We start from the raw sequence: 12,029 nt of genomic DNA, 5'->3' as shown, positions 1-12,029 counted from the left end.
AGTGAAGTCTATTTACATGACTGACAAAGGGAGAGTCCGCCAAAATAATGAAGATAATGGCGGGGTGTTTGAAAATAAGCATGGTCAGCGCCTCGCTATTGTTGCTGACGGAATGGGCGGTCATCGCGCTGGGGATGTAGCTAGCGAAATGACGGTAACGACCCTACAAGCATTGTGGGAGCAGAGTGAAGCAATTGAAACAGCCGATCAAGCGGAAAGTTGGTTAAGGACTAATATTACAGAAGTCAATAACAAGATATTTGAGCATGCAAGGATCAACCCTGAATGTGATGGAATGGGTACAACGATTGAGGCTGTCATTGTTACAGAGCTTTTTACGACTGTTGCGCATGTTGGGGATAGTCGTAGTTACATACTTAATACGAGTGGTTTTAAGCAATTAACCGAAGATCATACATTGGTTCATGAATTGGTCCGCACCGGTCAAATTACTGAAGAGGATGCTGAGCATCATCCAAGAAAAAATGTCATTTTACGTGCCCTTGGAACAGAGCTTGAGGTAAAAATCGATATTAAAACGATTATGTTCGAGGAAGAAGATTATCTGTTATTATGTTCTGATGGACTTTCTAATAAAGTCTCAAAGGATGAGATGAGCCATATTTTAAGCGGCGCTGGGACGCTAGAAGAAAAGGCGACTAAATTACTTAATCTAGCAAATGAAAACGGTGGAGAAGATAATATCACCCTTGTCATTTTAGAATTTGACGAAGGTCATGAAAGAGGGTGATGTGAATGTTGATCGGTAAAAGAATTAGTGGTCGCTACAAGGTCCTCGATATGATTGGCGGAGGAGGAATGGCTAACGTATATTTAGCTCATGACATGATTCTAGATCGGGATGTGGCCGTGAAAGTACTCCGTCTTGACTTTTCCAATGATGAAGAATTTATTCGCCGTTTTCATCGTGAGGCCCAATCTGCGACAAGCCTCGCTCATCCAAATATCGTAAACATTTACGATGTTGGGGAAGAAGATTCGATTTATTATATTGTGATGGAATATGTAGATGGGCAAACATTAAAGCAATATATCCAACAACATTCTCCGGTGAGAGTCGAAACCGTTTTAGATATAATGCAGCAGCTTACTTCGGCCATTTCCCATGCACATCAAAATCATATTGTGCACCGTGATGTTAAACCGCATAATATTTTAGTTGATCGGGAAGGCAATGTGAAGATAACTGATTTTGGGATTGCAATGGCATTAAGTGCGACAAGTATTACGCAGACAAATTCAGTACTAGGTTCCGTTCACTACCTGTCACCAGAACAAGCACGTGGAGGAATGGCAAACAAAAAATCCGATATTTATTCACTTGGGATTGTGATGTTTGAATTATTAACAGGTAGACTCCCATTTTCAGGTGAATCTGCTGTATCGATTGCCCTTAAGCATCTTCAATCAGAAACACCATCGATTCGCCGTTGGTATCCATCGATTCCACAAAGCGTTGAAAACATTGTCTTGAAGGCGACTGCAAAAGACCCTTTTCATCGCTATGATAGTGCAGAAGAAATGGAGCATGATTTAAGAACTGCTTTAGACCCATCTAGAATGAATGAGGAACGTTTTATTCTTCCGGAAGATAATGATGCAACAAAGGCGATTCCCGTTATTACGAATGACCGTACTTACGGAAATCTAGACGAAACGCTCGTTCATGGAAAAGAAGCGGCTCAACCTGAATCATCAGATCAACAAAATGAGGCTAAGGACAAGAAGGCGAAAAATAAAGACAAGCAAAAAAAGAAACGGAAGAAATGGCCTATCGTTCTAGTTTCTGTTTTCGTAGTCCTTATTATACTGGCTGTTTCGGTTGTGACGATCTTACCAGACCTGTTGGCACCTGATGAGGTCGAAGTACCAGATGTAGCAACGATGGAATTGGAAGAGGCGATTGAAGAGTTAGTGGGGTTAGGGTTTGTGATTGGTGATACTAATGAACTTCCAGATGAAGAAATTGAAGAAGGACATGTGATTAGAACTGATCCTAAAGCTGGTCAATTACATAAAGAAGGTACGTCAATTGATCTTTATGTGAGTACTGGAAAAGAAAAAGTAGAGTTATTGGACTATACAGGACGTAGTTTTGAAGACGTTTATCAGCTATTAGACAACAGGGAGCGAAAATTCAAGGATATCGTAAAGAACGAAGTAAATGATGATGAAGTACCTGCTGGTGTCATTATCAATCAATCCTATACCCCAGGGGATTTAGTTATTCCAGAGGATACGGTTCTTGAATTTACTGTAAGTAAAGGTCCAGAAATCGTTCAATTGAAGGACTTATCAGGTTATAATGCCAAAGGCTTGGAGGAATATGCTGCTTCTGTCGGGCTGTTTGTAGACATTGCAAAAGAAGAATTTCATGATTCAGTGGATAAAGGATTGGTCATCTCCCAAGAGCCGAAAGCAGGTACAGAATTGAAAAAGGGAGAGAAAGTTTCCGTAACGATTTCGAAAGGGAAAGAGGAAATCCCACCGAAGGATGTTATCGAAGAAGTAGCCATCCCTTATGAACCTACTGAAGAAGATACTCCGCAGACCGTACAAATCTTTGTTGAAGATATGATAAATAGCAGTACGGTACCATACGATACGTTTGAAATTATGGAACCTCGAACGATTAAGATTACCTTGAAGGTTGCCCATGATCGAAAAGCGGGCTATAAAGTCATTGTTGATGGTCGGGTTATTATTGACAAAACAGTTCCATATCCAGAGGATTAATAAAGATTTCTTCCTCTGTACTTCGCTTTGTATTTCTTAAAGAAGAGGGAGTAAATCTCCCTTTTCTTTAAGAATACTTTCAAAAGGAGTGTATATATGCCTGAGGGCAAAATTATTAAAGCGTTAGCCGGGTTTTATTATGTTTTAACGAATGATAAAAGAATTGTTCAATGCAGGGGACGAGGTGTTTTTCGAAAGAAAAAGATAACTCCACTTGTCGGGGATGAAGTAGTATTCCAAGCTGATAATGACACAGAAGGATACATTCTCGAAATTAAAGAACGGAAGAATGAACTCGTGCGCCCACCGATCGCAAATGTCGATCAAGCAATTTTGATTTTTTCTGCAGTTGAGCCAGATTTTAGCACAGCTTTATTGGATCGCTTTCTCGTATTAATAGAATTTAATCGAATTCGTCCGATTATTTGTATATCTAAAATGGATTTAATTAACGAAGTGGAACGGGAGCGCATTATGGCTTATGTTAAAGACTATGAAAGTGCAGGCTATCATGTTCTATTAACATCCTCTGTGACAGAGGATGGTGTGGAAAAACTTCTCCCCTTATTAGAGGATGAAATTTCAGTCTTTGCAGGGCAATCTGGAGTAGGGAAATCTTCTTTGCTTAATGTATTGAAGCCAGATTTAGATCTCGAAACGAATATGATCTCTTCCCATTTGGGACGTGGAAAGCATACGACTCGACATGTAGAGCTCATTGAGATTGGTGCCGGATTGGTAGCTGACACTCCTGGATTTAGTTCCTTAGAATTTATGGAACTCGAAATGGAAGATTTAAATTATTGTTTTCCTGAGATTGAAAAAGTAAGTGAATCATGTAAGTTTAGAGGCTGTTTGCATATGCAAGAGCCCAAATGTGCGGTCAAAGAAGCTGTAGAAGCAAGCGATATTCCTAAATATCGGTATGAGCATTACAAGCAGTTTCTGCAAGAAATCAAAGATAGAAAGCCGAGGTATTAGTAATGGTAAAAATCGCACCTTCAATTTTATCCGCTGATTTCTCCAAATTAGGTGAAGAGATTAAGGATGTGGAACAAGGCGGCGCAGACTATATCCATATCGATGTGATGGACGGTCATTTTGTACCGAATATTACAATTGGACCTCTTATTGTAGAGGCAATTAGACCGGTAACAACTCTTCCATTAGATGTTCATCTCATGATCGAGAATCCTGATCAATATGTAGAAGCATTTGCAAAAGCAGGAGCTGATTTTATCACGGTTCATGTCGAAGCTTGTAAGCATCTGCATCGCACCATTCAAAACATTAAATCACTTGGGGTTAAAGCGGGAGTCGTTTTGAATCCAGCTACTTCTGTTGAAATGATTAAGCCGATCATTGATGATGTTGATATGGTTCTCTTAATGACGGTTAATCCAGGTTTTGGGGGACAAAAGTTCATCCATTCTGTACTTCCGAAAATTAAAGAAGTGAAAGAAATCATTGAGGCTAGAGGCTTGAAGACTGAGATAGAGGTCGATGGTGGTGTGAACGAAGAAACGGCCAAACTCTGTATGGAGGCTGGAGCAAATGTCCTTGTTGCAGGTTCGGCAATCTATAACGAAAAAGATCGAAAGCTTGCCATTGAAGTATTAAGAGGATAAGAAACTTCGAAAGAGCCAAAGTGTCAAAGTCAGCTGTCAAAAAGCTGGCTTTTTTCATAGATTTTCTAAGGTATTAGGGCAATTAATCATTTTAAGAGGGTGGAGGAATGAATATTAATATTGTCGCAGGTGGTCCTGTGGAGCATCTGCCAGAACTTACAGAGTTGACAAAGGATAGTATTTGGGTGGGAGTTGACAAAGGAGTCACAATCCTCTTAAACAATGGAATCCAACCAGACTACGCTTTTGGTGATTTTGACTCTGTGACAGAACAAGAATGGGATGTGATCCGTTCGAAGGTGAAAAACATTAGAACATTTAAGCCGGAAAAGGATGAACCAGATATGGAACTTGCGATGAGCTGGGCTTTAGAACAGAACCCAGATAAAATTCGCATTCTCGGTGGGACTGGTGGAAGGTTGGATCATTTTTTTGGCAATGTTCAATTAATCATCAGACCCTTTTTGAACGATATAAGTTGTGACATCGAAATCATTGATAAGCAAAATATTATTTTTGCGAAAGGACCAGGAGTTCACCAAATAGAGAAGAATGCGAATAAAAAATTCATTTCTTTTATCCCCTTTTCTAGCGATGTCGAAGGTCTAACGCTTACAGGTTTTAAATATCCATTAAAAGATCGTCATATTCCGCTTACTTCCACACTATGTATTAGTAATGAACTTATTAATGATAATGGTACTTTTTCTTTTACGAAAGGCATATTATTGGTGGTAAGGAGCAATGATTAACTAATTTTACTTGTAAGAATATAATAGTTAAGGCATTACGTAGGTATATGCTGTATGCGTGAGATGGTAAGGAGGGACATGATGAAATTTTATACAATTAAACTTCCGAAATTTCTTGGTGGCATCGTCCGGGCCATGTTGGGAACGTTCAAAAAGGGCTAATGTAGAGCGATTTTGAGAGTAAACTTTGTGCACCTCATAAATTTAATGAGGTGTTTTTTCCTGTTGAGAAAAATCCAATGTATTAAATAAAATTGGACAAACTAACTAATGGATGTAAGGGATTTTAGGGCATAAGAAAAGAGCATCTATGAGGATGCTCTCATCTTACTTATACGCGTTCAACTTTACCTGATTTAAGCGCTCTTGCAGAAACCCAAACACGCTTAGGCTTACCGTTAACAAGAATACGTACTTTTTGAAGGTTTGCACCCCATGTACGCTTGTTCGCGTTCATAGCGTGAGAACGTGCATTACCTGAAGTTGTTTTTTTACCAGTGATTACACATTGACGTGGCATATTTATTTCCCCCCTTACTATGAAAGGCGTATCATTTCAACCTATACATTGTGCGCAATGAATCTTGCCATTTTTAATTTAATGCGAAAAATTAAGAAACATTTTTCGACCATTAAAAGATACTTTAATAATTTATCATACAAACATTCGGATTGCAATAGGGATATAGAAGAGTTTCAAGAAAATTACCTTGACAGCATTGTTTTGTGAATGGATAATGGCAAATGGATGGTTTGATCCAGTCTTCTTTTCATGTAGTGTTCCTTCGTAGCACTTTCAAATTTGAAATCATTATAGTAAAATGGCTATAGTTGAAATAATTTCATAATAATTGTTCAAGTAATGCTTTTTAAGGGTATAGTACATTATGAAGATCAACTCAGTTGGATGGCTTCCATAAATGGATCGTCATTCAAAACGGAGTAATTTCCAAAGGGGGAAGACCTGTGTCCATTGAATTGAAAACGAACTACGGACAAATTGATATTTCAAATGATGTAATTGCTACAATTGCAGGTGGAGCAGCAGTTGACTGTTATGGTATAGTAGGAATGGCGTCAAAACATCAAATTAAAGATGGATTAACTGACATACTACGTAGGGAAAATTTCACACGTGGTGTCATCGTTCGCCAAGAAAATGATGATGTGCATATTGATATGTATATTATCGTAAGTTATGGAACGAAAATTTCCGAAGTAGCGCACAATGTTCAATCTAAAGTACGATATACGTTGGACAAAACGGTCGGACTTAGTGTGGAATCGGTAAATATATTTGTTCAAGGCGTTCGTGTTACGAACCCGTAGTGAGGAGGAAGTTTAGTGTCTATGAAAACTTTAGACGGAAAACGTTTTGCAGAAATGGTCGCCGTTGGGGCGAATCATTTGTCCACAAATGCTAAATATGTGGATGCGTTAAACGTTTTTCCAGTTCCAGATGGAGATACTGGAACGAATATGAACTTATCGATGACTTCTGGTGCAAAGGAAGTTAGAAATAATGTTCAGGACCATATCGGACGTGTTGGTCTTGCTTTATCGAAAGGTCTCCTAATGGGAGCACGTGGTAACTCTGGGGTTATCCTTTCCCAATTATTTCGTGGATTCTCAAAGTTTATTGAACAAAAAAGTGAAATTAATGCGACTGAATTTGCTCAAGCTTTTGAAGCAGGTGTACAAACAGCTTATAAAGCAGTTATGAAGCCTGTTGAAGGTACCATTCTTACAGTAGCTAAGGATGCAGCTAAGCATGCAGTAGAAGTTGCAGATCAAAGCGATGATATCGTCAAGATCATGGAAGAGGTTGTGAAAGAAGCGAAAGCATCGCTAAAAAGAACACCTGATTTACTTCCAGTTCTAAAAGAGGTCGGAGTAGTAGACAGTGGTGGTCAAGGACTAGTCTTTGTCTATGAAGGTTTCTTAGCTAACTTAAAAGGTGAACAATTACCTGAAAATCCATCTGAATTGCCGAGCATGGATGAGCTTGTTAGTGCCGAACATCATATGAATGTTCAAGGGCATATTAACACAGAGGATATTGAATTTGGCTATTGTACAGAGTTCATGGTTAAATTTGAATCTGAAAAGCTCTCTCAAAATCCATTTGAGGAAGAAGATTTTCGTCAGGATTTGAGTAAATATGGTGATTCTTTATTAGTTATTGCTGATGAGAACGTTGTTAAAGTACATATTCACTCAGAGCAGCCAGGGACCTGTTTATCTTATGGACAAAAATATGGTAGCTTAATCAACATGAAAATTGAAAATATGCGTGAACAGCATACCAATATTGTTGGTGAACAACACCGTGCTGAAGCTCCTGCAAAACGTGCAGAAAAGCTTGAGTATGGAATTGTGACCGTCTCCATGGGAAGTGGGATCGCTGAGTTATTTAGAAGTATTGGTGCTCATGCTGTCATTGAGGGTGGCCAAACAATGAATCCAAGTACAGAGGACATTGTAAAAGCAATTAAAGAGATCAATGCTGAAAAGGTCATCATCATGCCAAATAATAAGAACATTATTATGGCCGCAGAACAAGCAGCAGAGGTTTCTGAAGAAGATGTCATCGTTGTTCCAACGAAAACCGTTCCTCAAGGATTGGCTGCACTTCTTGCTTTTAACCCAACTGCTGATCTCAAAGCCAATAAAGAAGGTATGACAGAAGCGTTCAGTCATGTAAAAACAGGACAAATCACTTATGCGGTCCGTGATACGAATATTGACGGCATAGAGATTGAAAAAGATGATTACATGGGCATTGCTGATGGGAAAATTGTCTTAAAGGACAAGGAACTAACTGCAGCTGCTATTGAACTACTTAAAAATATGCTTGATGAAGATGCTGAGATCTTGACGATTCTAAAAGGTGAAGATGCGACAGATGAAAATGTTCAATCAGTGATTGAATTTGTTGAGCAACAATTTGAAGATGTTGAAATTGAAGTGCATGATGGGAAACAGCCATTATATGCATTTATTTTCTCCATCGAGTAAGTCCATAACCTTCTAAATGATAACCTACAAAAAGCATGGCTAAAATAGTCATGCTTTTGTGATTATCAATAGTCAAGGAGGAGCTAAAAGGTGAGCGGAGATATAAATTTAAAACAATCAATCACTGACATTAAAGGGATTGGCGATGAAACAGCAGAAGCATTTGCTGACATGAATATATATTCCATTGAAGACCTTCTTGAGCATTATCCATTTCGCTATGAAGACTATCGCCTGAAGGATTTAACGGAAGTGAAGCATGAGGAGAGGTTAACACTTGAAGGGAAAGTACAAAGTGAGCCATCTCTAGTTTACTATGGAAGAAAGAAATCCCGTCTAACGATCAAATTATTAGTGGACCATTTTTTAATTCAAGTGATCTTCTTTAATCAGCCGTACTTAAAGAATAAGATTCAACTGAATGAAACGATTCAAGTAACTGGAAAATGGGATATGCATCGTCGTACCATCACAGCCTCGGAAATGAAAATAGGTCCATCCAACAATAAGGAGACTCTATCTCCTGTTTATAATGTAAAAGGAAGCGTAACGGTAAAAGGAATCCGTCGTTTTTTACAATTAGCCTTTCAACAATTTGGTGACCAAATATTTGAAACCTTGCCACCGCATCTTCTATCAAAGTATCGCCTTCCAAGTAGGAAAGAATCATTGAGAATGATTCATTTCCCTTCTCATGATCAAGACATAAAACAGGCAAGAAGAAGGATTGTTTACGAGGAATTTCTTTACTTTCAATTAAAGATGCAAGCATTAAGGAAGTTTGAAAGAGAACAATCACAAGGGGTTATTCAAAACTATGACTTGAAAAAGCTTAAAGGCTTTCTTGACTCACTTCCTTTCCCGTTAACGAATGCACAAAAAAGAGTCGTAAATGAAATATTGTCCGATATGAAGTCACCGTATCGAATGAGTAGGCTCCTTCAGGGGGATGTTGGTTCTGGAAAAACAGTTGTAGCAGCAATTGGTCTTTTTGCTAGCATTTCAGCTGGATTTCAAGGCGCGCTTATGGTGCCGACAGAAATCTTGGCAGAACAACATGCCGAATCATTGAAAGAGCTACTTCAACCGTTTAATATTCAATGCGAACTTTTGACAAGCTCTGTCAAAGGAAAACGGAGGAAGGAAATCTTAGAACGACTTCAGATTGGTGAAATTGACGTCTTAATTGGTACTCATGCTTTGATTCAAGATGAGGTACATTTTCATAAGCTTGGCTTCGTCATTACAGATGAACAACATCGCTTTGGGGTGGAGCAACGGAAAGTCCTACGTGAAAAAGGAGTGAATCCTGATGTTCTATTCATGACGGCAACTCCGATCCCAAGAACACTTGCCATTACCGTTTTCGGAGAAATGGATGTCTCGATCATCGATGAAATGCCAGCAGGGCGAAAGTCGATCGAAACCTATTGGGCAAAGCATGATATGCTTGATCGAGTATTGGTCTTTATGGAAAAGGAATTATCAAAAGGTAGGCAAGCTTATGTAATTTGTCCATTGATCGAGGAATCAGATAAACTTGACGTGCAAAATGCAATAGATGTGCATGCGACTCTTATTACCTATTTTCAAGGGAGATATGATGTAGGATTAATGCATGGACGATTAAGTGCAGACGAGAAAGATACAGTCATGAAAGCATTTAGTCAAAATGAACTTCAGGTGCTTGTATCCACAACAGTGGTAGAAGTCGGAGTAAATGTGCCCAATGCGACACTGATGGTCATCTATGATGCGGAACGTTTTGGATTAGCTCAGCTTCACCAGCTCCGTGGTCGGGTAGGGCGGGGGAGTGAACAATCCTATTGTATTTTACTTGCAAACCCTAAAACGGAAATTGGAAAAGAACGTATGCAAATTATGACCGAAACGAACGACGGTTTTGTATTAAGTGAAAAGGACTTGGAATTAAGGGGTCCTGGAGATTTTTTCGGAAAAAAACAAAGTGGTGTTCCAGAATTTAAGCTTGCTGATATGGTGCATGATTATCGAACACTGGAAACAGCGAGAAATGACGCTACACTCATGATTCAATCAGAAGAATTTTGGCAATCACCCCAGTATATAGCTTTACGAGAATATCTTCATAAATCTGAAGTATTAAAAGGAGAAAAGCTAGATTAAAAGGGTTAGTACCTATAGATTGCCTTATAAGAATAGATTGCAAGAAGATTTCCTTCTTGCAATCTGCATTTTTTAATCATATACTACTATTAGTACCTAGTCTTAATATCTTGGACGGTGTCATAAATGAGAAGAAATAAAAGGGAACGGCAAGCATTATTAACAGAGACAATCAAAGAAAATCCGTTTATTACAGATGAGGAGCTTGCGGATAAGTTTTCCGTTAGTGTTCAAACGATAAGATTGGATCGCTTAGAATTATCAATCCCTGAGTTAAGAGAGAGAATAAAGAATGTTGCTGAAAGAACTTTTGAAGATGAAGTTCGCTCATTGCCTATAGATGAGGTGATTGGGGAAATTATTGATATGGATTTAGACCAATCAGCTATTTCTATTTTGGATATTCGCAAAGAACATGTGTTCAAGCGAAATCAAATTGCTAGAGGACACCATCTATTTGCTCAAGCGAACTCATTGGCAGTTGCTGTCATCAATGACGAGCTTGCGTTAACCGCCAAAGCGAATATCCGATTTACCCGCTCGGTAAAAGAGGGTGAAAGAGTGGTTGCCAAAGCAAAGGTCATTCATATTGATGAGGACAATGGGCGTACACTTGTTGAAGTAACGAGCTATGTAAATAGCGAGATTGTTTTTAAAGGTGATTTTGAAATGTATCGCTCCCATGCTTAATTCAAAAATTTTATTAATATAAGGAATGAGACATAAATGAAAATAGCGATAGATGCTATGGGCGGTGACAATGCTCCAAAGGAAATTGTTCTCGGAGCAATGAAGGCCATTGAAGCATTTTCTGATTTAGAAATTACATTAGTCGGTGATGAAAACAAGATTAAAGAACATCTTTCTAAAGATGAAAGAATGACGATTGTACATACAGAAGAAGTGATTTTAGGGACGGACGAGCCTGTTCGTGCAGTGAGAAGAAAGAAGAATGCTTCCATGGTATTAGCGGCAAAGCTAGTAGCAGATGGAGAAGCTGATGGCTGTATTTCTGCAGGAAATACAGGTGCCTTAATGGCAGCCGGATTATTTGTTGTTGGGCGTATTGAAGGAATCGATAGACCAGCCCTTTCTCCAACCTTGCCAACGATTGGTGGAGAAGGATTTCTTTTACTTGATGTAGGGGCAAATGTGGATGCGAAGCCGGAGCATTTGTTACAAAACGCGATTATGGGATCTATCTACTGTGAAAAAGTAAGAGGGGTCACCAATCCCCGTGTCGGTCTCTTAAATATTGGAACAGAAGAGAAAAAAGGCAATGAATTGGCCAAACAGACATTTGAATTACTGCAAAACTCTAATCTCAATTTTATCGGCAATATAGAAGCACGCGATTTGTTAGAAGGTGTAACAGATGTGGCTGTAACAGACGGGTTTACAGGCAATATGGTTTTAAAAACGATTGAAGGAACAGCGATGTCAGTGTTTAGCATGCTTAAAGCTGCTCTTTCAAGTGATTTAAAATCAAAGCTGGCAGCGGCTGTTTTAATGCCTAATTTAAGAGCTTTAAAGTCAAAAATGGATTATTCTGAGTACGGTGGTGCCGGATTATTTGGACTAAAGGCTCCTGTTATCAAAGCACATGGGTCGTCTGATGCGAACTCCCTTTATAATGCAGTTCGCCAAACCCGTGAGATGTTGCAAAAGGAAGTCACAAAAACCATTAAAGAAACGATTGAAGAACAGTCGAATTAATCTACTGAAAGGA

12 protein-coding genes are annotated in these 12,029 nt (G+C 38.9%); 11 read left to right on the top strand and 1 reads right to left on the bottom strand.

From position 1 onward, the window contains the following. Position 1: 1 nt before the first annotated feature. The 6 genes from AA0X71_RS14665 to spoVM all read left to right on the top strand — a co-directional run bounded on the left by AA0X71_RS14665 (position 2) and on the right by spoVM (position 5,299). On the top strand, positions 2-751 hold the full coding sequence (locus AA0X71_RS14665) for a Stp1/IreP family PP2C-type Ser/Thr phosphatase (RefSeq protein WP_413362609.1): 750 nt from the start codon (positions 2-4) through the stop codon (positions 749-751). 5 nt (positions 752-756) lie between these two features. Then, complete coding sequence (gene pknB / locus AA0X71_RS14660; RefSeq protein WP_413356045.1) at positions 757-2,757, top strand: Stk1 family PASTA domain-containing Ser/Thr kinase; 2,001 nt, start codon at positions 757-759, stop codon at positions 2,755-2,757. Between the two features lie 96 nt (positions 2,758-2,853). After that, positions 2,854-3,738 carry a ribosome small subunit-dependent GTPase A gene (gene rsgA / locus AA0X71_RS14655; protein WP_413356044.1) on the top strand — a complete coding sequence of 295 codons (885 nt, stop codon included), beginning with the start codon at positions 2,854-2,856 and terminating at the stop codon, positions 3,736-3,738. Positions 3,739-3,740: 2 nt separating this feature from the next. Further along, the gene (gene rpe / locus AA0X71_RS14650) at positions 3,741-4,385 is read left to right on the top strand and encodes a ribulose-phosphate 3-epimerase (RefSeq protein ID WP_413356043.1); all 645 of its coding nucleotides are present in this window, start codon (positions 3,741-3,743) and stop codon (positions 4,383-4,385) included. Positions 4,386-4,492: 107 nt separating this feature from the next. Then, the gene (locus AA0X71_RS14645) at positions 4,493-5,137 is read left to right on the top strand and encodes a thiamine diphosphokinase (protein WP_413356042.1); all 645 of its coding nucleotides are present in this window, start codon (positions 4,493-4,495) and stop codon (positions 5,135-5,137) included. A gap of 81 nt (positions 5,138-5,218) precedes the next feature. Beyond that, positions 5,219-5,299, top strand: a complete 81-nt coding sequence (gene spoVM / locus AA0X71_RS14640; protein WP_017551496.1) for a stage V sporulation protein SpoVM — start codon at positions 5,219-5,221, stop codon at positions 5,297-5,299. Between the two features lie 169 nt (positions 5,300-5,468). Here spoVM and rpmB read toward each other — a convergent pair whose 3' ends face one another. Continuing rightward, a complete protein-coding gene (gene rpmB / locus AA0X71_RS14635; RefSeq protein WP_019152827.1) occupies positions 5,469-5,657 on the bottom strand; it encodes a 50S ribosomal protein L28 in 189 nt (62 codons plus the stop codon). A gap of 446 nt (positions 5,658-6,103) precedes the next feature. Between rpmB and AA0X71_RS14630 the strand changes: the two genes are divergently transcribed. From AA0X71_RS14630 to plsX, 5 genes are all read left to right on the top strand, one after another. Continuing rightward, complete coding sequence (locus AA0X71_RS14630; protein ID WP_019152826.1) at positions 6,104-6,466, top strand: Asp23/Gls24 family envelope stress response protein; 363 nt, start codon at positions 6,104-6,106, stop codon at positions 6,464-6,466. 15 nt (positions 6,467-6,481) lie between these two features. Beyond that, positions 6,482-8,155 carry a DAK2 domain-containing protein gene (locus tag AA0X71_RS14625; protein WP_413356041.1) on the top strand — a complete coding sequence of 558 codons (1,674 nt, stop codon included), beginning with the start codon at positions 6,482-6,484 and terminating at the stop codon, positions 8,153-8,155. Positions 8,156-8,245: 90 nt separating this feature from the next. Then, the gene (recG, locus tag AA0X71_RS14620) at positions 8,246-10,300 is read left to right on the top strand and encodes an ATP-dependent DNA helicase RecG (protein ID WP_413356040.1); all 2,055 of its coding nucleotides are present in this window, start codon (positions 8,246-8,248) and stop codon (positions 10,298-10,300) included. 126 nt (positions 10,301-10,426) lie between these two features. Beyond that, complete coding sequence (gene fapR, locus AA0X71_RS14615) at positions 10,427-10,990, top strand: transcription factor FapR (RefSeq protein ID WP_413356039.1); 564 nt, start codon at positions 10,427-10,429, stop codon at positions 10,988-10,990. A 36-nt stretch (positions 10,991-11,026) separates the two neighbouring features. Further along, positions 11,027-12,016 (top strand): phosphate acyltransferase PlsX, encoded by a 990-nt coding sequence (gene plsX / locus AA0X71_RS14610; protein ID WP_413356038.1) that lies wholly within the window; start codon positions 11,027-11,029, stop codon positions 12,014-12,016. The last annotated feature ends 13 nt before the right edge of the window (positions 12,017-12,029 follow it).

The organism is Robertmurraya phoenicis (assembly GCF_047302285.1).
Classification (GTDB): Bacteria; Bacillota; Bacilli; order Bacillales; family Cytobacillaceae; genus Robertmurraya.
Note: the sequence above shows the minus strand (reverse complement) of the source record. Positions and strands in the feature narration are given on the sequence as shown.

Bases quoted from the DNA above. Each gene is read 5' to 3' on its own strand.
- pknB (WP_413356045.1), top strand. From the start codon at position 757: ATGTTGATCGGTAAAAGAATTAGTGGTCGCTACAAGGTCCTCGATATG.
- rsgA (WP_413356044.1), top strand. From the start codon at position 2,854: ATGCCTGAGGGCAAAATTATTAAAGCGTTAGCCGGGTTTTATTATGTT.
- rpe (WP_413356043.1), top strand. From the start codon at position 3,741: ATGGTAAAAATCGCACCTTCAATTTTATCCGCTGATTTCTCCAAATTA.
- AA0X71_RS14645 (WP_413356042.1), top strand. From the start codon at position 4,493: ATGAATATTAATATTGTCGCAGGTGGTCCTGTGGAGCATCTGCCAGAA.
- spoVM (WP_017551496.1), top strand. From the start codon at position 5,219: ATGAAATTTTATACAATTAAACTTCCGAAATTTCTTGGTGGCATCGTC.
- rpmB (WP_019152827.1), bottom strand. From the start codon at position 5,657: ATGCCACGTCAATGTGTAATCACTGGTAAAAAAACAACTTCAGGTAAT.
- fapR (WP_413356039.1), top strand. From the start codon at position 10,427: ATGAGAAGAAATAAAAGGGAACGGCAAGCATTATTAACAGAGACAATC.
- plsX (WP_413356038.1), top strand. From the start codon at position 11,027: ATGAAAATAGCGATAGATGCTATGGGCGGTGACAATGCTCCAAAGGAA.